Origin of the sequence: Singulisphaera sp. GP187 (assembly GCF_900129635.1) — a bacterium.
Classification (GTDB): Bacteria; Planctomycetota; Planctomycetia; order Isosphaerales; family Isosphaeraceae; genus Singulisphaera.
This window is the reverse complement of record NZ_FSRB01000001.1, coordinates 1,944,779-1,967,776: the sequence shown is the minus strand read 5'-3', so window position 1 is coordinate 1,967,776 and position 22,998 is coordinate 1,944,779. Positions and strand designations below refer to the sequence as shown.

Genomic DNA, 22,998 nt, shown 5'->3' with positions numbered 1-22,998 from the left:
CCCTCGGGCATCACCCTCAACCCCAACGGCGGGACCGACCTCTGGGTCGTTGACCGCGCCACCCACCGGGTCTACGACTACGCGGGCGCCACCGGGTGGACGAGCGGCAACCACTCGGCGACTAGCTCGTTCGCGCTCGCCAGCGCCGACGGCGACCCCGAAGGGATCGCCGACCCGAACCCGCCGACGGTCGCGATCATCTCCCCCGCCGACAATGGCCAGGCGACCGCCGGCAGCACCGTGCTCGTCACCGGCCAGGTCACGGCGAGCACTCCGGGCACGCCGGTCGTCGCCGCCAACGGGACGCCGGTCGACGCGGTCGACGCCGCCAACAACTTCTTCAACCGACAGTCCGTGGCCCTCGGCCCGAACGCCTCCACCTATACGGCCATCGATGCCTCGGGTCAAGCGAGCAGCCCGGTCACGCTGCACGAGACCGGCACGAACCCGCCGGCCGGCCCGATCGACTTCGCGAGCCTGTCCGACGTGACGGCCAGCTTCAGCCCGCAATACGGCCGGACCTCGTACAACTCGGCCACGACGGTGCTCTACGCCGATATGGCCGCCCAGGACGTCGGCACCTACACGGTGCATACGCCGCTGCTGGTCGCCGTGAAACACATCAGCAACCCGCTGGTGCGTGTCCGCGACTACGACGGCGTCCTGCCCGACGGCACGTACTACTATGATTTCAGCAAGCTGGTCGCCGGCCGCACGATCGAGCCCGGCCAGACCACCAACAACGGCGTGTTGGCGTTCTTCGACCCCCAGCAGGTGCCCTTCACCTATGACCTGGTCTTCCTCGCGCCGGTGAACCGTCCGCCGTCCTTCACATCGGTCCCGGTCGTCGAGACCGCCGCGCACTACTGGTACGAGTACAACTCGGACTTCGGTTCGCCGTCGGTCCTGCCCTACCAGTACACCGCGCGGGCCACCGACCCGGACGGTGACCCGGTCACCTACACACTGCTCGCCGGTCCCGGCGGGATGTCGGTCGATCGCAACACCGGGCTCGTCACCTGGGAGCCGTCGGACGGGTCGTTATACGGCGGGTCCAACGACATCGGGAACCACAATGTCAGCATCGAAGTCCTCGACGGCCACGGCGGCACCGCCGTGCAGAACTACGTCCTCACGGTCGTCAGCAACGCGGTGAACGTGCCCCCGCACTTCGTCACCACCCCGGTGGTCGACGCCTTCGTCAACGTCCCGTACAACTACCCGTCGCACGCCGTCGACATCAACGGTGACATCCTGACCTATTCGCTGGTCACCGGCCCCTCGGGGATGACAATGCTCCCGGCCAGCGGCGCCCTGGTCTGGACCCCGAACGGCAGCCAGCTCGGCTTGCAGTCGGTCGAGATCAAGGTCGACGACGGCCGGGGGGGCTCCGACACCCAGACCTTCCACGTGATGGTCCGGCCAGAGCCGGGCAACCACCCGCCGGTGATCGTGAGCACGCCTGACAAGTCGCTCCTGCTGCCCCCGCCGACCTTCCAGGGGCACATCGGCGGTTCGGTCTTCCTCACCGGCCACGACCCCGACTTCCACGACCTCTACGGGCCGAACCCCCCCGGCGCGCGCAACATCATCTCGGCCGGGATCCATTACGTCATGGACCCGGCGTATAACCCGTTCGTCGCCGCGGGAATCCACAAGTTCCTGTTCGTTGATTCCCAGCTGTCCGACCCCCAGAGCGGCGGTGGGCCCGTCGGCGTCGAGGGGATCGTGGCAGCCGGGTATGTCGAGGGGCAGGACTTCGACGTGGCCGACGTCCGTTCGTTGAACGCAGCCCTCGGTGCGCTCGGCTCCCGCTACTCCGCGATTGTCGTCGCCAGCGACTTCGGCGGCCAGCTCACCCAGGCGGAGCTCGATCTCCTCAACGCCCACACCGCCGATATCACGCGGTTCATCAACCTCGGCGGCGGTCTGTTCGCAATGAGCGAGAACAACGAGCCCGGGTTCCAACCCCCCATGCTTCCCAATGGCGGTGAGTTCGGGTATCTCCCCTTCCCGGTCCTCAGCGCGAGCGTCGGCGGGGAATTGGAGAACGGCAATACGGTCACGCCGTTCGGCGAGGCTCTCGGCCTGACCAACGCCGACATCGCGGGAAACATCGAGCACAACTCGTTCCAGCCCATCGCCGGCTTCAACATCGTCGACACCGACGCCTCGAGCAAGCTCATCACCCTGGCCGGTCGCGGCCTGGTGACGTCCAACGGCTTGATTCCTGATCCGGCCCACACGTACATGTACCAGATCCGCGCCTTCGATCCGGACAACGACCCGCTGACCTACAGCCTCGTCGCCACCAACGCGCCCGGCACGGTGACGGTCAACCCCCGGACCGGCCTGCTGACCTGGCCCGCCCAGCCCGGCAACTACTCCTTCACCGTCGACGTCACCGACGGCCGCGGCGGCTCCTCGATCCCCCCCCAGAGCTGGAACCTCAAGGTCGACAACCTCGCGGCCGGCGAGGCCCGCGGCACCGTTTACCGGGACGACTACCAGACCGGCCAACGCTATCCGAACGAGCCCGGCCTGAAGGGCGTCACGGTCTTCCTCGACGCCAACGGCAACGGCGTGTTCGACGCCGGCGAAGTCGCCACGACGACCGACGTCGACGGCAACTACCGCTTCACTGACCTCGCCGTGCCGGGAACCTACCATGTCGTCGCTGTCGCGCCGAGCGGTTGGGGCGAAACCGAGCCGGCCGGCTCGACGTCGTACACGCTCACCTTCGCCGCGTCGCAGCTCCTGCTCGGCATCGACTTCGGCTTCCACGACCCCAACACCACGGTCAACCAGCAGCCCGCCTTCGCCAGCAGCCCGCCCGACGGCCTGATGGTCGTCCCGGGGCAGACCACGATCGTTTACCAGCCCACCGCCGCCGACCCCGACGGCGAGCCCCTCAGCTTCGACCTGCCGGTCCACCCGGCCGGCATGATCGTCGACCCCGTCTCGGGGGAAATCGTCTGGGAGCCCACCGCCGACGAGAAGGGGGTCTACTGGGTCCTGCTCCGTGCGCAGGACGGTCACGGCGGCGCCACCTTGCAGGCGTTCAAGGTCATCGCCGCCGGCTACGAGTCGGCGCCGACGATCACCTCGACGCCACCGAGCGTGCCGCCCGTCAAACTACTCCCCTGGGTCTACCAGGTCCGCGCGGAGGACGCCGAGAACGACCCCTTGAACTACTCCCTGGACATCGACGCGCCCGGCCTGTCGATCAACTCCCAGACCGGACTGCTCACCTTCACGCCCCAGCAGACCGGCGAGATCGACTTCACCGTCATCGTCGACGACGGTCGCGGCGGCGACGCCTACCAGCCGGTCACGCTCAACGTCAGCGGATCGGCCCCGGACGGCAGCCTCGCGCTCGACCTCCCGGTCCGCACGACGATCCCGCTCGGCCGGACCTACTACGGCGCGGCCCGGGGCTCCGACACCGACGGCGACCCGCTCCATTACTCCATGACGACCAGCCTCGGCTGGCTCTCGATCGACCCGAACACCGGGGCGATCTCCGGCACCGCGACCGGCAGCCCGGGCACCACACCGGTCACCGTCACCGTCAGCGACGGCCGCGCCACGCCGGTCTCCAAGACATTCAACCTCACCGTGACCACCACCGGGACCAACAGCCCGCCGCAAATCACGTCGAGCCCGCCGCTGGTCGACATCATCGGCAACTCCTACGCGTACAATGCGCAGGCCACCGACCCGGACAGCGACGTACTGCTCTGGAGCCTGGAGACTGCCCCGGCCGGTCTGTCGATCAACCCCGGGCTGGGTACGATCCGCTGGGATCCCACACCCGATCAGGTCGGCACGTTCCCGGTCACCGTCCGCGTCAGCGACCCCTACGGCGGGTCGACCACCCAGGCGTACGCGATCACCGTCCGCGGCGTGGATACGCCGCCCCAGATCCTCTCCACGGCCCAGACCGCCGGCGCTGTCGGCCAAGCCTACACCTACGCGGTCCGCGCCCAGGATATCGACGGCGACCCGATCCACTACAAGCTCATCGGCAGCCACCCCGTCGGACTCGACTTCCCCGACCCTTCCTCCAACCTGCTCCCGTGGGCCTCCCCCGTCGCCGGCTCGTACCCCCTGACGATCGAGGTCAGCGACGGCCTGGGAGGGACCGACACCCAGTCGTTCACGCTCGTTGTCGCCGCCGCGGCCCCCAACCGTCCGCCGGTCCTGAACTGGACGCCTAAGCAGGCGACCCTGGCCGGCCAGCCGTTCACCGACGCGGTCCTGGCGACCGACCCCGACGGCGACCCGCTCCACTACCAGATCCTGGGCGACAACCTCGGGTGGCTCACCATCGGCGATACCTCGGGCGTGCTCTCGGGCACCCCGCCGGCCGGGACGTACCACATCACCGTCCAGGTCACCGACGACACCACCGGCCTGGCTGAAGAGACGTACACCCTCGTGGCCTCCGCCGACTCCGGCCCGACAATCGCCCCGGCGACGGTCCCCACCGCGACGGCCGGCGTGCCCTACGAGTTCGACATCCACGCCTCGGACCCCGATGGCGATCCGCTGACCTACCAGCTCGATGTCACCGGCCTCCCGTCCGGCGAGGCTGCGCCGACCATCGACAACCTGGGCCGGATCACCTGGTTGCCACTCCAGGCCGACGTCGGCGTGCCGCTGACCCTCCACGTGACCGTCAAGGACACCGCCGGCGTGACGGCCAGTCACACGTACGCGTTGACCGCCGTCGGCGACCTGGAAGCTCCCAAGGCCAGCATCGAGCTCAGCCGCACCACCGGCCCGCTCGGTTCCCAGGTCACGGTCGTCGTGCTGGCCACCGACAACGTCGGGGTCGTCGCGCGCACCTTGACCCATGGGACCACAACGTACCCGCTCGACGCCCACGGCGCGGCCACGATCACCCTGGACGCCCTCGGCCCCTTCACGGTCTCCGCCACGGCGACCGACACCGCCGGCAACACCACGAGCCCGCCGGCGACCGCGACGATCACCGTGTTCGACCCGAACGTCACCACCGCCCCCACGGCCTCGTTCACCGCGCAGTCCTCCACCGTGGCGGCCTCCAACGCCACCGACGCCACGACGCACTTGCCGACCTTCGCCGAGGTGCATGTGGGGCCGGGTCAGTGCAGTCCTCGACGATCACGATCAACGACGCGGCGAAGATCGCCGACCTCGCCGTGACCCTGAGCCTCATCGACCCCAGCGATTCCGACCTGGTTGCCACCCTCACCGGACCGAACGGCATGGCCCCGATCACGCTGTTCAGCGGCGTCGGCGGGCAGAACTTCACCAACACCGTGCTGGACGACACCGCCACCGTCGCATTGGCCGGCGGCACCGCCCCCTACACCGGGCGGTTCCAGCCCCAGAATCCCCTGTCGCCGTTCAACGGCAAGGTCGCCGCCGGCACGTACACCCTGACGATCACCAACCACTCGACGACCAACACGGCGAAGCTCGAGTCCTGGTCGCTGACCTACCGCAAGAGCCTCGACGCGCTGGTGACCGCGCCGATCAACGTCATGGGGACAGTCCAGGATGCCAACCTCCAGTCCTACACGCTCTCGGTGGCGCCGCTGGGGAGCACCGCCTTCACCCCGATCGCCTCGGGCGGCTCGACCCCGATCAGCGACGGCGTGCTCGGAGTGTTCGATCCCACGATGCTGGCCAACGGGTCCTACGTCCTCGAGCTAAAGGCCACCAACACGGGCAACCGGACCACCACCGTCGACCAGGAGGTGAACGTCGCCGGCAACCTCAAGCTGGGCAACTTGCACCTCTCGTTCACCGACCTGACCATCCCGGTGGCGGGCATCCCGATCACGATCACCCGCACCTATGACACCCTCAATGCGAACAAGGACGGCGACTTCGGTTACGGCTGGACCATGAACGAGGGGGACTTCCAGCTCCAGGTCAGCCAGGCCGACGGCACGCTCGTCGACGCCGGCGTGCTCGCTCCCTTCCAGCTCGGGACTCGCGTCGTGCTTACCCGCCCGGGCCAGCAGCCCGAGGGATTCACCTTCGAGCCCCAGCCGGTCGTCACCGGCTATTTCGCCTTCGCAAACTACGCCACCCCGCTGTTCGTCCCTGACCCGGGGGTCTCCGATCGCCTGACCGTGCCGGCCACCGAGCTGATCGCCAACGGCGACGGCACCTACTCGGGCGAGGATGCCAACCTCACGCCCTACAACCCGGCCGACTCGCTCTTCGGCGCCGCCTACACCCTGACGACCCACGACGGCACGGCCTACACCCTGGACGCCGCTACCGGCAAGCTGGCGAGCGTCTCCGACCGCAACGGCAACGTCCTGACCTATGAGGACGGCGGGATCTTCAGCCCTACCGGCCGCGCCGTCACGTTCACGCGGGACTATGCCGGCCGGATCACCGCGATCACCGACCCCCGGGGCAATCAGCTCCTCTACGGCTACGAGGGGAGCGGCAACCTCGCCTCGGTGACCGACCGCAACGACAACAAGACCCAGATCGTCTACAGCGTCACCCAGGCGCACATCCTCGACCACATCGTCGACGCCTTCGGCGTCACGGTCGCCCAGGCGACCTACACCAACGGCCGACTGACCGGCCTGGCCGACGCCCAGGGGAACTCGAACACCCTGGCCTACGACCCGACCACCCTAGGCGCGGTGATTACCCCGGCCCGGACCGATCCCAATACGCCGAGCGTGCCCACCGCGCTGCGGTTCGATTCCCAGGGTAACGTCACCGGCACGGTCGACGCCCTGGGCAACGCCTCCTCCGCCACCTATACGGGCAACGAGCTCACCTCCCAGGCCCAGACGATCGACGGCCGGCAGATCAGCACCTCCTACACCTACGACGCCTACGGCGAAATCCTGAGCGAGACCGGCGCCCTGGGCCACGTCACGCGGTTCACCTACGACTTGTTAGGCCAGCCCGCCACGAGTACCGACGCGCTAGGCGGTACGACCCTGTTCCAGTATGACGGCCAGGGCAACCTGCTCTCGAGCACGAGCCCAGCCGGCCTGACGACCTCGTTTAGTTACGACGCCCACGGTAACCTGCAGTCGACCACCACTCCCGATGGGACCACCAGCGAGACGTACGACGCCTACGGTGATGTCGCCACCACCACGGATGCCCACAACACCACCACGACCTTCACCTACGACGCAGACGGCAATCAGACGACCAGCGACTGGACCTGGATGGACCCGAACAACGCGGCAAACACCCGCGACATGCGCACCACGAACGTCTTCGATGCCCAGGACCGGCTGATCCAGACCACCGACGCCGATGGGACGAAGACCGAGATCGTCTACGACGCCAATGGACGCCCCCTCTGGACCGTCGATCCTCATCTCACGGGCAACCCGTCCGTGGGCACGCACACGATCTACGACACCGATGGCCGGGTCCTCCGCACCGAGCAGTTCCACGACGTCGTCATCACCATCAGCAACCCCAACACCACCCATCCGACCAGTGCCCTCCAGTCCTTCGGAGACCCGCTCGCGGTCAGCTCGACCGTCTACGACGACCGCGGTCGCGTCCTCTGGACCGACGACTTGCACCTGCCCGGTCACGCCGCCGACGGCACGCTCACCCTCTACGACGATAATGGCAACGTCAAGGGCACCCAACGGTACACCAACGTCGTCATCGGCATCGATAACGATCCCGTGACCGGCATGCCGGTCGGCAGCGTCCTCATTTCTCACGGCGTCCAACTCTCTTCCACCACCACCGTCTACGACAGCCTGGGCCGCGTCCTCCATTCCACCGATGCCGCCAACCATACCACCAACTACCAGTACGACGACGCCGGCCGGCAGACCGAGGTCGACGATACCGTCAATGCCGTCGTCGCCGGCACCCTCCAGACGGTGGTCCGCAGCACTCACTCAGCCTACAACGCCGCCGGCCGACTGGCTTCGACGACCGACGCCGCGAACCACACCACGCGGTTTCTCTACGACGGCGACGGCCGCCTGCTCAAGACGACCTACGCCGATGGCACGTCCGCGTCCACGACTTACGATGCCAACGGCCGCAAAGCGTCCGATACCGACGCCATGGGCCACACGACCTCCTACCAGTATGATTCGTTCGGCGACCTGACCGACGTCTTCCTGCCCCCGGTGACCGACCCCTCCACCGGCATGCCGACCAGCCCGCACTACCACTACGCCTACGATACGTACGGCAACCTCGTCGCCCAGACCGACCCCCTGGACCATACGACGACCTTCGCCCACGACGCCTTCGGCCGCAAGGTCTCCGAGACCCTTCCTGATGGCTCGTCGACCGAGACCTGGACCTACGATGCCCTGGGACAACTCGCCTCGACGACCGATTTCGATGGCCACATCATCACCTCTGCGTACGATGACCAGGGCCGCGTCGAGTTGAAAAAGGAGTACACCGACCAGGCCGCGCTCGTCACGGGGACGCCCACCAAAGTCGTGACCTACACGTACGACAACTATGACGGCAACGGCCGCCGCTACGACACGGTAACGACCCCCGACGACGGCACGACCTCCTCGTACTACGACGTCCACGGCGACCTCGTCGAGATCGACTCGCCCCAGGGCGACGTCACCTACTCCTACGACCTCGCCACCGGCGCCAAGACCGGCGTCGCCACCGCCAACACCCACATCGCCTACGGCTATGACCAGGAGGGCCGGCTCCAGACCGTCACCGTGGACAAGCTCGACGGCGCCACCGTGTCGCCGGCCTTGGTCACGACCTACGCCTACGACGTCAACGACAACCTGGCCACGACCGCCTTCCCCAACGGCACCGTCGAGACCCGCGGCTACGACCCGCTCAACCGCCTGGCCTCGATCGTGACCACCCTGGGAGCGACGGGGCCTGTCATCGCCCGCTTCACCTACACCCTCGATCAGGCCGGCAATCGCACGGGCGTGTCCGAGAATTCCGGCCGTACCGTGACCTACACCTACGACGCTGACGGCCACTTGACCAGGGTAGCGATCACGGATGACCCGACCGCCGTGGACCGGACGTATGACTACACCTACGACCTGGCCGGTAACCGGAGCACGATGATCGACAGCGGCGACGGGACCGAGGGGCCTGAGCTCTCGTACTATTACTCATACTATTATGACGCTGACGACCGTCTGATGGGGGTCTACGGCACCCTGGCGGCTGACAGCTACCACAACGAAACATTTACATACGATAAGTCGGGAAACACGATAACCGACAGCGTCACCAGCTACGATCATAACTACAACGCGACGAGCACCGAGACGACCTACGGCTGGGACCTGGAAGGCCGAATGACCTCGGCCGTCATCGTCGTCAACGGCACGACCACGCAGCAGGTCAGCGACGTCTACGACGACGCGGGCAACCGGGTGTCGGAGACGGTCAACGGTCAGACGACAACGTATCTGAACGACCCGAACCAGGCGTACGACCAGGTGCTGGAGGAGTACGCGCCGGGCGGGGTGCTGGCGGCGACCTACGTCCGCGGGCTGAACCTCTTGTTCCAGGACCGGAGCGGGACAAAGTCGTTCTACGTCAAGGATGGGCTGGGGAGCACGCGGGCGTTAATGAATAACACCGGTGCCGTGACAGACACGTATGCCTACGATGCATTCGGAAACCTGATTGGACACACGGGCACGACGGTCAACAGCTATCTGTTTACCGGACAGCAGTTTGGCGATGAGACCGGAGAGTACTACCTGAGGGCCCGGTACTTGACGCCGACGGCTGGGAGATTCCTCAGTAGGGATACTGTCTCCGGGGACCCACACCATCCTTTGACGCTTCAGAGATACGTTTACGCCAGCGACGATCCAGTCGACCGGGTCGATCCTTCCGGGAACACGGATTCCGCCGAAGAAGTCGAGGTAACCGGAATCCAGGGGCAACTTGCGATCTTGACGGTCCGTGGAGCAAACATTCTTCGTACGCAAGGGCGATTGATCGCAAGCGGCCTTGCGGCTGCAACAAATGCGTTCAACCGAGTTGGTGCCCTAATCGAACGTCTGGCGGACCGCGTCATCGGGATGTTTGGCAACGGCGTAGAAATCTTGAAGACGAATGTCGTGACATTCGCCAAAGGGACCATCGACCGGCTTGTCCAGATCGGTAACCGCAACTATTTAGTCGAGATCAAATCGACCATCGATTACACGAGTAGCTTTTTCCCTCGCGTTGTGCAACAGTTCCAGCGTGGCGTTGACGCGATAGAGCAAGGCGTCGTCAAAGCCGATCAGTTCGTGGTCTGGTCACTGAAAGCTCCGAGCCTGCCGACCTTGAATGCACTTTACACTGCCCTAGGCCCGGATGCTTTTAATCGGATTCAGTTTGTGCACGGCGTTTCTGGACTGTACAATTGGATCTCGCTAATGCTAAGGCTCGGCTGATGCGCCGGGATCGTCTGACCATCCCCACTCTTTGCGGGGCGACCTCATCTCACCAAGCCGAAAGGATGAGTCCACATGCGAAAGGAAAGAGAGGCCCTGGTGCGCCGAAGATTCCGAGAGCGGATGGACCGGTTGGTTCCCCAATTCCGCCCCGCGTCCTTCGGCGGAGGTCACGATGATCTGGAATGTTATCATAGGCAAGATTCTAAGCTGCATTTCTATGTGACACTTCAAGTTTATGGAAAAGAGGATCGCTTTTCGCTGATGATTACCTGGATGACAACGGACAGGCCACCAATCTTCGCGACCCCTGGCGCGCCGAACGACGAACCGAACAAGGACGGACTGACGGTGGATCTCAGCTTGCTCTGGACCCGCAACGCGACCCCTTGGAAGGTCAGGTACACGCCTGAGACCGAGAAGGTTTCCGACTGGGTCGCGCGCCATCCCGACGTGAGCGAGATCGTGGATAATAGCGACGCTCTCAAAGCCTACTACTACGTTGACGAAGCAGTCGACATGTTTCTGAACTTCGGGCTCCCGTATTTCGAGCTCATCAAAGCGAAGTACGAAACGACACATTCGTCAAGCGATGTCCCCACCTAAATACTCACATTACACACCGTCTTTTGAAGGTTTGGGGTATGAATCGGTAGCCAGGCACCTAATTCTACTGTATCGCCGCCCCGTTCTGGATTAAACTCTTTTAAGATAGTATGTAATCCTGACACAGCCGGTCGCCGAGGCCTTGGCACGGGTGCCGGAGTTGCCGCCTCCGGTCGACGTCGAAGGCCGCTGGGGCACCTTCGCCGAGTATCCCGACGGCGCCCTCGAGATGCCGATTGTCGGCGGGCTCGGCCACTACGAATTGGACGAGATCCTCCAAGGGGCCGGGGTCCCGAGCCTCTTTTCCCACGAGAACCCCGACTTCGACAGCCAACCCCCCTTTCCCCCGTGTCGCGTGACTGTGGTCCTCGACGACGCCTACCAGCAGAGGCTCCCCCAACCGGGAGTCAAAGTCTGGGTCATCGACCCTCTCTTCCCGCATGCGACGCCTCTCCGGGTGGACCGTCTCCGGATCCTTGTCATGTTCGCTCGACGCGTCGTGCGCGACACGCGGCGGGCCTTCGCGCGGGAACTCCTTTCCTGGGCCGAGAGCGTGGCCGACCGCGGCATACTCGGGGACGGACCCGCCGCCCTCGCCGGAGACCGCGTCACGTTCGACGGCCTGGGCGCCGAGTTCCATGTCGATCTGAGCCGGTCAGGATCGGCGACCTTGAACTGGTTGATCCTGAGCATATTGAACTTCGGTCGCGAGTCCCGCATGGTCCAGGGGGTGGCCGTCGGCAAGAAGGCGTCGAGCGACTTCGAGGTGAAGACGCTCGGGTTCCCCGCCGGCCAGCCGATTACCCTGACCGTGTCACCCGACCCGGTGGCCTCGGCGGAGCCCCCGGATGGCGGCCCCCCTCTCGGATCGCAACCCGATCTCTTGTTCCGTTCGGGCCGCTTCCGGGTCTTGAACACCCCCGGCTTCCGGTGGGAGTACGCGTGGGATCGTCTCCAGACGACGATCTATTTCGCCACCAAGCCCCCCCGACGGGGTCTTCGCGATGTTGTCCGAACTGCTTCCCAGTTATCTCGTCGTGGGACGATACGGCGGTCTGGGCGATGGGGGCCTCAGAGGTTACTCGGAGATCTCGGTCGACCACTCGACCGACCTGGTCCGTTTCAACGCGGACATGAAGGGTGCCGATGGCGGGGTTGCATCCCCTGCTGATCCGGTTGCTCGAACAGTTCAACCCCAAGTGGTTCCCGATCGACGCCGTTGTATTTGGATGTTGAATCGCCACCGGTCAGGAACCGACGGAGTCGAGGAGAGAAAGGGTGAACGTCAGCTTCTGATATCTTGACCTCGAAATCAAAGGGGCCGTTGCTAAATCTTGACTTAAGCCAGGGGGTCTGGGTGATTCTGTTCCGGGCGATGACGCCGGACCGACCTGCACCCGGTTGGTCGGCCCGGCGATCATGCCCGTCAACCGGGTGACCAGCCATGCGATTTGGATTCCAGGCGCAGGGTCGTGGGCGATCACGACCTGAACCTGCGGAATCGCCTCCCCCTCTTCACCACCGAGACCGGCACAGTCGTGGTTACCGGGACGACCTGCGCCTACACTCCGACGACGACACCGTGACACTCTCTCGGCTGAGTCCTCCTCCAGGGAGTCGGTAGCCAGGCACCTAAAGAGGTCGAAGAGGTAGTGTCCCGCTCACCCCTGACGGAGACTTCGGCCTGCTCGTCGCCGCGCCACGGTTTTCGGGACTCGTGTCGGCGGTTGAGCAGTGGTGCTGCTCGGAACAAGGCGGCTTCAGTAGGCTGGCGGAGTCGAACGGAAAGATCGAGTTGGTGAGGATCGAAACGAGGGTATAGGCCATTGCCTCGATCGAGGAATATGACGGTACAGAAAGGCGCACGAGTCGGTAGCCAGGCACCTAAAGAGGAAAAAGGGGAGGTTTGGGTGATTCGTCAAGTCTCGCGACTGGGCATCCATCTTTGCTGAACCTCCCAAGCGTCCCAATTGAAGTGCATGGCTGTTTGTCCCCGCTCTGGCTGTTTGTCCCCGCTCGTTGAGTCGCTGCGGGTCTGGAGTTGGGGGAGACATGTCTCGGGGGAATCCGAGGCGTCAACCGATTCTATGACGGATGAGAGGCGACAGAGTGATGCGGAAAGTGTTAGGGCGGATGGAGGAAGCTCGATGAACGATTACCAATTGAGGCTGCTCGCGGAGGCACCTCCTCCCGCTTGCCCAGTCAACGCGGGGTCGCCTGAGCAATGGGATGAGGTCGAGGCGCAATTGGGCACGGTCTTGCCGGGCGATTACAAATGGTTGATCAATACCTACGGGTCGGGAGATTTTTGCGACCTTCTCGGTGTCTTGAACCCGTTCTCATCCTCGGAGAGCGGGAACCTCCTGTCCCAGGTCGACCCGATTCTTGAACACTATCGGGAAGGGCCGGGATTCCAAATTGCTGTGAAGCGCCCGTTCCCCGCCTACCCAGAGAGGGGCGGGCTGCTGCCCGTGGCCCGGGATAGCAACGGCGACGACCTTTTTTGGCTGACGCGTGGAGAGCCAGATGACTGGACGCTTGTCCATTACAATTGGCGAGGCGGATGGGAATATCAGCAGTACTACATTCCACTCGCCCAATTCATCGCCGAATGGGTCTCGGGTCTGCTGCCCGAGAGTTTCTTCGGAGGTGGGAGCGATCCTAAGATCATCCGTCGCGACCCCACTTTTTGCCCGGCCGGCCAGGTCCGGCCCCGACGATCAGGCGGAAAAGGTTCCAGGAACCGATGATTCGTGAAAGGCGCACGAGTCGGTAGCCAGGCACCTAATGAATTCTGACGCTCAGAATCGGTAATTAAGGCGGACTTCGAAGGGCCTGGGCCAACTTTCCCTGGCCCAAAAGCCCCACGTACTGGAGCAGGGCGTGCGACCCCGTGGCGAATTGGCCCAGGAACTGATTGACCCGGCCCCGCAGGTTCGCCCAATCCCCCGCCAGGCGGTGCAGTTTCAGCACGTCCTGGCGGAGCCACCGCCGCAGCTTCTCGATCGGGTTCAGCCAAGGCGCGTAGGTCGGGAGCCAGACCGGCTCGATCCGCGGCCACCTCGCCAGCGCCGCCATGACGTCGTCGTGGCGGTGGATCGACCAGTTGTCCTGCACGACCAGGAGCCGCTCCGCATCAGGATAGGCTAGACTCAATTGTTCATAGAACTTGATGACCTTGGCCCGTCCCACGATGTAGTCCTCCAGGAAGTCCACCCGACCCGTCAGGGCGTTCATCGCGCCGATGATCCGCCAAAGCCGGTTCGGGCTGCGGAGGCGGTCCGCCAGGGGCGGGACGTCGGGGGCGTGGGACGTCCAGTCGCACGCCGGCTCGGGCCAGCGGGAGTAGCCCATCTCGTCGAGGAAGACCAGGGTGACCCGGCCCGGTGCCGCGGCGGCTTTACTCATGCACTTGGAAAGATGATTTTGTTTCGCGACGTAGTCGGGATCGGGGCTGTATTGTTGCACGACCCCCGAGCGGAGCCCGACCCGACACCGGTCCAGGGCCCGCCAGACGCCGCCGAGCGTCATGCCCTGGAACGGCGCGAAGCTGGCCCGGATGGTCCGCAGGGTCCAGCGGCTCGGCGGTGGGGCGGTCCCCGTGGTGTCGATCTCCTGCCGGGCCTCCTCGCCGGGTCCCTGGCGCAGGCGTTCGATGAGCGGCTCGGCGACGCTAAAGATGCCTCCCGTGAGAGCCGCCCTGAGGGTGATCGATCAGACCTTGGACCCCGGACGCTTGGTACCGGTCGAGCCAGGCGTAGACGGTGTCGGGGTCGCGCGGCTTGAGCAGTCCCTGCTTGGCCACGCGATGAGGCGAGTGACCGGCGGCGATTTTCAGCAGCGCGGCGCCGCGTTCGCGGACATAGGGGCGGTCATCGTGGTCACGCAACTGGAGAAGTTGCTGACGTTGGTCCTCGGTCAAGGACAGGGGCCGGCGGGCCATGGTCGGCTCCGAAGCCAGAGTGTATGCATGCGAAGCAGGAGCTACAGAAGCGATTTTACCGATTTTGAGCGTCAAAGTTCATAAGAGGGAAAAAACGGGAGCTCTGGGCCATTCGTTAGGCCTCGCGACCTTCACGGCCGGAGAACCCGATGTTCGTGGCTGGAACCTCGAACGCGGCGGGTCCGCGGTCGATGCCGCGGGAAAGATCCATACCGACTTGGCCAAGGGGTTCATCCGCGCGGAGGTGACGGCGTTCGACGACTTGGCTCGGCTCGGAACCATGAAGGAAGTCAAGGCAAAGAATTTGGGTGTAACTATCGGATTGGCTTCACCCAGCCTTCCGAAATACCCCATATAGTCGCTCGTCCTCTTGTTCAATATGAAATGCCCAGAATGGGGCCCATTCTCCGTTGAGGGAAATCGCCCGGAGATCGAGCATCGCTTGCGCCCCTTCGGGACGCCAACGCATGCCCGTGCGTTCCAGCCGGTCCTTCACCAAGTGCCGGCACGCTCCTTCCACCACTCCGCTGCCAATCGGCAAACCGTGCGCAAGGTATTCGTCGTACTTCATCCGATCGCGGTTCTTCTCGAAGTAGCCGGTCACTTGTTGAATCGTCTTGCGACTCGCCCCTTTCAACTCCCGTTTGGTCCTCATCTGACGCAATCCGCTGATCACGTACCGGACTTTTCCTTCCAACAGCATTCGGAGATGCTTCTCCACCCACTGCTTGGCTTCCGACTTCTGAGACGTCTCGTTGAAGAAGCACCAGGCCGCCTTCCACAAATATTCCATCACATGAAACAAGTCCAGAATACAGGTCGAGTTTTCTGGCAAGTACTCCTCCTGGCGATCGTGGAGCGCCAGCTCACCATCCGACAAGAAGACCACCGGCTTGATCCCCTGGGGGTTGCGGTTGATGACCTCGTCGGCCAACCAAAGGAACAGCGACACCTTGCCCAACAACAGGTCCACGCGGACCCGCTTGGTGCATGGGCACGGGCGACGGTTCGCCGCCTGCTTTCTCACCACCTCGTCGATTACTTCATCAGCGGTGCGCACGAAAGGATCGATCGTGTAGACCGCTCCCACCGCCGCCATTCGCTTCTTGTTGGCCTTCTCCCCCTTGCCTCGGCGATGGTTTCTCGCCGCCGGCAAGGGCGGCGCCGCGGCGGGTCCCAACGCCGAACGCACCAGAGGTATCCCTTTGCAGTCGGCCGTCACCACAAGAATCGCTCCCTCATCGGTCGGCTCGGGTGTCGGCATATGGTCCTGGAACGGCTCGACATCGGCGGCCTGTTCGCGGTTGAGGTCTTCGGACGCTTTCACCGAAACCCCCAGCCCGAGAATGGTCTGGAGTTTCGCGATCGCCTCGGCATGCGCCTCGTCGACCACGAACTCCCCGAGCCATTGCTGAAACAGGTACGAGTACTGCCGCCAGGGCAAATGCAGTCGGGCATCAAGGGGAGCGGCTTCCACGCGGTCGTGGCCATAGCAGATCCGAGTGATGGCGATCTCGCCGAAGATCGAGAGATAGGGACGCGAGCGGGGTTCCTCAATCCTGGGCAGGACCTGGGGCGGTTCAGCCGGCCCGGCGCCGAGGAGATTCAGAGTGGGTCCGACGTCACCGTCGCCGGACGCCGCCAGAAACGCCTGGAGCAAGGCCCGTCCCATCACCAGAAGTTGGCGAAAGACGGTGTCTTCGACGTGATGAATCGGCTCTTGGTGTTGGGCCGCGACCTTGAGGCGTTCCACCATGACCCAGAAAAGATCGAGCGCGTGGTCGATGGCGATTTGCTCGGGGAGGTGCAATGGCGGGTACTTGACGGCGGTGGCGACGTGGGCGAGCATGGAGGTGGCTTCTCTTCGATGCGTAATGTCCCTGGATATGTTGACCTTCCTGGAATATACCGCATCGAGAGAGCCATTTCGAGCTCCCCTTCGCCTTCATGCAAATCCCTAAACTGTTTCAGAGAAATCATCTTCGGCAATGGCCAGAGTGCCGGAGCGGGTAGTTACACCCAAAGAATTTGCAACGACTCGAGGGCAAGGAGTACGTCGTCAAGGACGGAGATACCAGCTTCTTTCGCAGCGGACTTTAGACAGTTGACGCGTCCGATGGGCGGGGAGGCCAGGCTGTGGCCCTTTCCGGCAACTATCGGTTCCTTGGGGAAGACCGGGTCGACACCGGTCGGGCGGCTTCTCCTGCGAGAAAATCGGGATCGGTCTGTTGTTGTTCACCTGGGAACGGGGTATCGTAATCGGCCTCGAACGCAAGGGCCGAGCGGGGACGTAACGCGACGAGTTCCCACCCTGGACAGGAGGTTCCCGTATGCGACTCTGCCGATTTTCCCTTGATGAGATCGTTCTCACCGGTTTTTACGCCGACGACTGCGTGATTCCCATCGACCAGGCGGCCGAGGCCTATTCCGACGACAAAGGGGTCGAACTCCTGCTGCCGTCGACGGACGACCTCCTCGATCTTCTGCCTCCGGCCGGCGTCTATTTTCACGTGATCCGCGACCTCGGGGCCTGGGTGGATGAGCTCGACCCGGTGGCGCTGAGTGAGCTGGCGATCCCGATTCAGGACGTCGAGCTTTTGGTGCCGATCGGGGCACCCAGCAAAATCCTTCTGCTCGCGGGGAATTACGCCGAGCATATCGTCGAACGTGGCGGACTGAGCGTCGAGCGCGAAGAGACGTTTCCCTACGTCTTCATGAAGCCACCGACGACGACGTTGACGAACCCTGGTGATCCGGTCGTCATTCCCCGAATTTCTCCCGACCACATCGATTGGGAGTGTGAGTTGGGCGTTATTGTGGGACGGCGGTGCCGGGATGTCGACGAGGCCGATGCCCTCGACTATGTCGCGGGCTACACGGTGGTCAACGATATCAGCGATCGGAAGTTCACGCCGAACCCCCAGCGGAAACCGCGTGAACGCGATCGCTTCTTCGACTGGCAGCACGGCAAGTGGCACGACACGTTCTGCCCGGTCGGTCCCTGTATCCTCACGTCCGACGCCGTCGCGGATCCGCAAGCCTTGACCATTCAGCTCTCCGTCAACGACGTCATCAAGCAGGATTCCTCGACGGCAAAAATGATCTTCTCGGTCGCGGCGATCGTTTCCTTCCTCTCGCGGTTCGTGACCCTTGAGCCGGGCGACATCATCTCGACGGGCACCCCCTCAGGGGTCGGCTCCGCAACGAACAGCTACCTTCAGCCGGGTGATACACTTCGAGCGACGATTTCCGGGATCGGTACCTTGGAAAATCCGGTTGAAGCCGAGGATTCGTGACCGAACCCGCTCGCCTTGACGGCGCCCGGCCGTGGGGAAAAACTCGACCAGGCGCAACTCCCCCCTCTGATCCCGAGACTTTTGATTAGGGGAAAGTCGACCAAGGGACTCGGAATAAAACGCCCGGTTGAGATTCGGCTTCCGGGTCGTGATGGATCGGTTATGCAAGCCATTGGGGGGTGATTCGTTCCGAGTCGCCCTTCCCCTCGACGGATAGAATTTCAAGTTCCCGGTCCAATCTGTTATCCTTGTCCTCTCCGTTCGTGATGGGGACCGATTCTTCTTTGTTTTTTTTGCTTGGGATGGTGCGATGTCCGAGATTCGCAAGCTCCTGGTGGCCAACCGAGGTGAGATCGCGATCCGGGTCTTCCGGTCGGCGCACGAGCTCGGCATTCGCACCGTGGCCATTTATTCGCACGAAGACCGGTTCGCGGTGCATCGGCTCAAGGCGGACGAGGCCTATCAGGTCGGCAACGCGGGCGAACCGATCCGAAGTTATCTGAACATCGAGGCGATCATCGCCTTGGCCCGGGAAAAAGGGGTGGATGCAATCCACCCCGGCTACGGCTTTCTCTCCGAGAATGCGGATTTCGCCCGGGCCTGCGCGGCCGCCGGCATCGCGTTCATCGGGCCGCGCGATGAACTGCTGGACAAGCTGGGCGACAAAGTCGCCGCCCGCTCCCTGGCCAAGGCCGCGGGCGTTCCTGTCTTGTTGGGCAGCGAGGAGCCGCTCGTTCCGGGCCCCGAGGCGCACGCGATTGCGAATAAGCTCGGCTATCCCGTCATCGTCAAGGCGTCGATGGGCGGAGGCGGCCGCGGGATGCGCGTGGTCGAGTCGGCCGATGCGCTCGATTCCGCGATCGAGCAAGCCAGTCGCGAGGCGGCCACTGCCTTTGGCGTTCCGGATGTCTTCCTCGAGAAGTTCATTCGCAAGGCCAAGCATATCGAGGTTCAGCTCCTGGGCGATCAGCACGGGAATCTGGTTCATCTTTACGAACGCGATTGCTCGGTTCAGCGCAGGCATCAAAAGGTCATCGAGATCGCGCCGGCGTACAACCTCGATCCCGAACTTCGTCTGGCGATCTGCGACGCGGCCATCAAAATCGGTCGCTACGTTCGCTACGATAATGCCGGGACCGTCGAATTCTTGGTCGACGACGAGACGGGCACGTTCTATTTCATCGAGGTCAACCCTCGAATTCAGGTCGAGCACACCGTCACCGAGATCGTGACCGGGATTGACCTGGTCAAGAGCCAGATTCTGATCGCACAAGGTTCGGAGCTCTCCGACCCCGAGATTGGAATCGAGGGCCAGGACTCGATCCAGACGCTTGGCTATGCCTTCCAGTGCCGGATCACCACCGAAGATCCGGTGAACAAGTTTACGCCCGATTACGGCCGGATCACCCACTATCGATCGGCCGGCGGCCTTGGGCTCCGGCTCGATGGCGGCCCTGGCATCACCGGGGGCATCGTCACTCCGTTTTATGACTCGCTGCTCGTCAAGGTTTCGGCCAGTGGCCGGCGCTTTATCGACGCGGTCAAGCGGATGGAGCGAGCGCTTCAGGAGTTTCGCGTCCGAGGCGTGAAGACGAACATCCCGTTCCTGCTCAACGTCATCGACCATCCCGCCTTTCTCAATGGGCGGTGCACGACCCGATTCATTGATGAGACGCCAGAGCTTTTCCGGTTTCCGATCCGCCAGGACCGCGCGACCAAGCTTCTGACCTTCGCCGCCGAGGTGACGGTCAACGGGTTCCCCGGGGTCACTCGGCCGGCCAATTTTGTCAACCAGGCCGAGCCGGCTCCCCCGGCTCACGACCACGTCTCCGCTCCGCCGGAGGGGTCGCGTCAGTTGTTCAAGAAGCTGGGGCCCGAGGCCTTCTCGCGCTGGATCCGCGATCAGACGCCGCTCTTGCTGACCGACACCACGTTCCGTGACGCCCACCAGTCGCTCTTGGCGACCCGAGTCCGCACCCGCGACATGCTTCGCGTGGCCGATGCCTATGCCCGGATCTGCCCGAAAATGTTCTCGATCGAGATGTGGGGAGGCGCCACGTTTGATACGTCGATGCGGTTCCTCAAGGAAGATCCGTGGGAGCGGTTGATTCAGCTCCGGGAACGGATCCCGAACATTCTCTTCCAGATGCTGTTGCGCGGGTCAAACGCGGTGGGCTACACCAGCTATCCCGACAACGTGGTGCGCAGCTTCGTCAAGGAGGCGGCGGCCGGCGGGATCGATCTCTTCCGCGTGTTCGACGCGCTGAACTGGATCCCCAACATGGAGGTCGCGCTCGAGGCGGTGCGCGAGGCCGGGGCCTTGTGTGAGGCCTCGATCTGCTATACCGGGGATATCCTCGATCCGAAACGACCGAAGTACGACCTGGGCTATTACGTCCGGATGGCGAAGGAGTTGGAGAAGCGCGGGGCCAACCTGATCGCGATCAAGGACATGTCCGGGCTCTGCAAGCCGCTTGCCGCTGAGCGATTGGTGAAGGCGCTCCGCGAAGAGGTCGGTCTGCCGATCCACTTCCACACCCACGACATCGGTGGTGCGCAGGCGGCCAGTGTCTTGAAGGGGGCCGAGGTGGGGCTCGACATCGCCGACGGCGCGGTGGCCTCGATGTCGGGACTGACCTCGCAGCCCAGCCTCAATGCCATCGTCGAGGCGATGAAGTTCTCTCCCCGGGAAACCGAGGTCGATTCCGCGGCCCTGATCGAAGTGAGCCAATACTGGGAACAGGTTCGGGCCTTGTACACGGCTTTTGAGACCGAGCTCCGGTCCTCATCGGCCGAAGTGTACGCCTATGAGATGCCGGGGGGGCAGTATACGAATCTGTTCCAGCAGGCCAAGGCACTTGGCCTGGCATCGCGGTGGCCCCAGGTCTGCAAAGCTTATTCCGATGTCAACATTCTCTTCGGTGACATCGTCAAGGTCACGCCCACTTCCAAAGTCGTGGGGGACATGGCCCTCTTCCTCGTCGCGAACAACCTGACTCCTGCCGACACGCTCGATCCCGAGCGCGAACTTGCCTTCCCCGAGAGCGTGGTCGAACTCTTCGAAGGCCGGCTCGGTCAGCCCCCTGGCGGCTTTCCTCCCGCGCTCCAAGAGCGCGTCCTCAAGGGACGGCCCGCGATCACCGAGCGGCCCGGAGCCGGCATGCCTCCCGCCGACCTCGACGCGGCGCGGGCGAAGGCGACTGAGTTGCTCGGGCGGCCCGCCAACGACCGGGATGCGCTCAGCCTGATTCTCTACCCACGGGTCTTCCCCGAGTTGGCGGCTCACGAACGGTCATACGCCGATACGTCGATGCTCCCAACCCCGATTTTCTTCTACGGGCCCGACCCCGCCGCGGAGCACCTAGTCGAGATTGAACCGGGCAAGACGCTGATCGTCAAGCTGCTCGCCGTGGGCGAACCGCACAGCGACGGCAAGCGAACCGTCTTCTTCGAACTCAACGGCCAACCCCGCGAAGTCGAAGTGGCCGATCGCTCGCTGGCGTCCACCGTTCGGGAAACTCCCAAGGCCGACCCCAACGACCCGAACCAGATCGGTTCTCCCCTGCCCGGCCTGGTCGTCGGAGTCGCCGTCAGTGCCGGCGATGCCGTTCGCAAGGGGCAAAAGCTGCTGTCGATCGAAGCGATGAAGATGGAAACAACCCTCTATGCCGAACGACCGGGAAGGGTCGGCGAGGTGCTTGCGGCGGTTGGCCAGCAGGTCAAGACCGGTGAACTGCTCATCAAGCTGACCAGCCAGTAAGGACGGGGGCGGCCCTCTGGTTCTCCGACATTGACATGAATGGCCATTTCATCAAGACCTGGATGGACAAGGGGGTCGTTGAATCCACCAACGACCTCGCCAGGCAGGTCGTCGTGAACGGCCTCGGTGATTGCCCGGTTCTCGTCTCGGCCGAGCGCCAAACGCGCGGCCGAGGCCGGGGCAATCACACGTGGTGGTCTGACCAAGGCAGCCTGACGTTTACGATCGGGATCGACCCGATCGCTCACGGCCTCCGCACCGAGCACGAACCCCGAGTGGCGCTTGCCACGGCCGTGGCCTTGATCGACGCGCTTGCGCACTGGATCCCACGAGAAACGATCAGGCTCCGCTGGCCCAACGACGTCGAAGTCAAGGGCCTCAAGATCGCCGGCATCCTTCCCGAACGGGTTGAGACCCCCCATGGGGGCCGGCTGCTGATTGGGATCGGGATCAACGTCTCAACTCAGTTGGATGCGGCCCCGCTCGAGATCCGCCGGATGGCGACGTCGCTCATGCAGCAGACATCCGGTCATGTCTCCACCCCCGCGGATGTTCGTGATCGCCTGCTGGCAAGGGTCATCGCGCACTTCGAAACCTCAATCAGCCGGCTCGCCGAGGATGATCCTGGGCTCGCCGCGCGCTGGGATCAACTCGACGCCCTCCGTGATCGACCGATTCGGCTCGACCTCGGCCCCCAGATCCTCCAGGGGATCGGGCGTGGGATCGACCCGTCGGGGGCCTTGCGGCTTGGCACCGACCAGGGAATCAGGCTGCTCTACGGTGGCCAAGTGCTTCGGGACGATCTGTCCTGAAGACTCGTCCGGCGTCTTCCTTATCACGTAGCCCTGGTTTGCTGCGTGCTCCTCACCCGGGCTCGGGTTGCGGACCTCCACGTCTTGACCAGGACGGAACGCGCGAGCAACGAAAGAAAAAAGGGCGGCCGGCGCCTGCCTTGGTGGCAGAGCCGACCGCCCCTTGCTTCTC

12 protein-coding genes are annotated in these 22,998 nt (G+C 63.9%); 9 read left to right on the top strand and 3 right to left on the bottom strand.

Annotated elements, in window-relative coordinates:
• Window positions 1–558: 558 nt before the first annotated feature.
• The 5 genes from BUS42_RS44890 (at window position 559) to BUS42_RS07735 (ending at window position 13,765) form a co-directional block, all read left to right on the top strand.
• Window positions 559–5,190 (top strand): putative Ig domain-containing protein, encoded by a 4,632-nt coding sequence (locus BUS42_RS44890; RefSeq protein ID WP_315850737.1) that lies wholly within the window; start codon window positions 559–561, stop codon window positions 5,188–5,190.
• A complete protein-coding gene (locus BUS42_RS07750) occupies window positions 5,133–10,409 on the top strand; it encodes an RHS repeat-associated core domain-containing protein (protein WP_074306424.1) in 5,277 nt (1,758 codons plus the stop codon). The genes BUS42_RS44890 and BUS42_RS07750 overlap by 58 nt, the downstream gene beginning before the upstream one ends.
• A gap of 276 nt (window positions 10,410–10,685) precedes the next feature.
• A complete protein-coding gene (locus BUS42_RS42595) occupies window positions 10,686–11,015 on the top strand; it encodes a hypothetical protein (RefSeq protein ID WP_143206267.1) in 330 nt (109 codons plus the stop codon).
• Between the two features lie 151 nt (window positions 11,016–11,166).
• The gene (locus tag BUS42_RS07740; RefSeq protein ID WP_074306422.1) at window positions 11,167–12,186 is read left to right on the top strand and encodes a hypothetical protein; all 1,020 of its coding nucleotides are present in this window, start codon (window positions 11,167–11,169) and stop codon (window positions 12,184–12,186) included.
• Window positions 12,187–13,162: 976 nt separating this feature from the next.
• Entirely contained in the window at window positions 13,163–13,765 is a 603-nt protein-coding gene (locus tag BUS42_RS07735) for an SMI1/KNR4 family protein (protein ID WP_074306421.1), read from the top strand.
• A gap of 64 nt (window positions 13,766–13,829) precedes the next feature.
• Here BUS42_RS07735 and BUS42_RS07730 read toward each other — a convergent pair whose 3' ends face one another.
• Window positions 13,830–14,663, bottom strand: a complete 834-nt coding sequence (locus tag BUS42_RS07730; protein ID WP_256386196.1) for an IS630 family transposase — start codon at window positions 14,661–14,663, stop codon at window positions 13,830–13,832.
• Window positions 14,664–14,688: 25 nt separating this feature from the next.
• A complete protein-coding gene (locus BUS42_RS07725) occupies window positions 14,689–14,958 on the bottom strand; it encodes a helix-turn-helix domain-containing protein (protein WP_074306419.1) in 270 nt (89 codons plus the stop codon).
• Here BUS42_RS07725 and BUS42_RS46195 point away from each other — a divergent pair.
• Entirely contained in the window at window positions 14,957–15,316 is a 360-nt protein-coding gene (locus BUS42_RS46195; RefSeq protein ID WP_083670097.1) for a DUF933 domain-containing protein, read from the top strand. The genes BUS42_RS07725 and BUS42_RS46195 overlap by 2 nt on opposite strands.
• On the opposite strand, the gene BUS42_RS07715 is transcribed toward BUS42_RS46195, so the two are convergent.
• Entirely contained in the window at window positions 15,287–16,807 is a 1,521-nt protein-coding gene (locus BUS42_RS07715) for an ISKra4 family transposase (RefSeq protein WP_074306417.1), read from the bottom strand. The genes BUS42_RS46195 and BUS42_RS07715 overlap by 30 nt on opposite strands.
• 481 nt (window positions 16,808–17,288) lie before the next feature.
• Here BUS42_RS07715 and BUS42_RS07710 point away from each other — a divergent pair, with 481 nt between their 5' ends.
• The 3 genes from BUS42_RS07710 to BUS42_RS07700 all read left to right on the top strand — a co-directional run bounded on the left by BUS42_RS07710 (window position 17,289) and on the right by BUS42_RS07700 (window position 22,826).
• Window positions 17,289–18,254, top strand: coding sequence for a fumarylacetoacetate hydrolase family protein (locus tag BUS42_RS07710; protein WP_074306416.1), 966 nt, complete (start codon window positions 17,289–17,291; stop codon window positions 18,252–18,254).
• Between the two features lie 310 nt (window positions 18,255–18,564).
• On the top strand, window positions 18,565–22,014 hold the full coding sequence (locus BUS42_RS07705) for a pyruvate carboxylase (protein WP_074306415.1): 3,450 nt from the start codon (window positions 18,565–18,567) through the stop codon (window positions 22,012–22,014).
• A gap of 35 nt (window positions 22,015–22,049) precedes the next feature.
• Window positions 22,050–22,826 (top strand): biotin--[acetyl-CoA-carboxylase] ligase, encoded by a 777-nt coding sequence (locus tag BUS42_RS07700; RefSeq protein WP_074306414.1) that lies wholly within the window; start codon window positions 22,050–22,052, stop codon window positions 22,824–22,826.
• The last annotated feature ends 172 nt before the right edge of the window (window positions 22,827–22,998 follow it).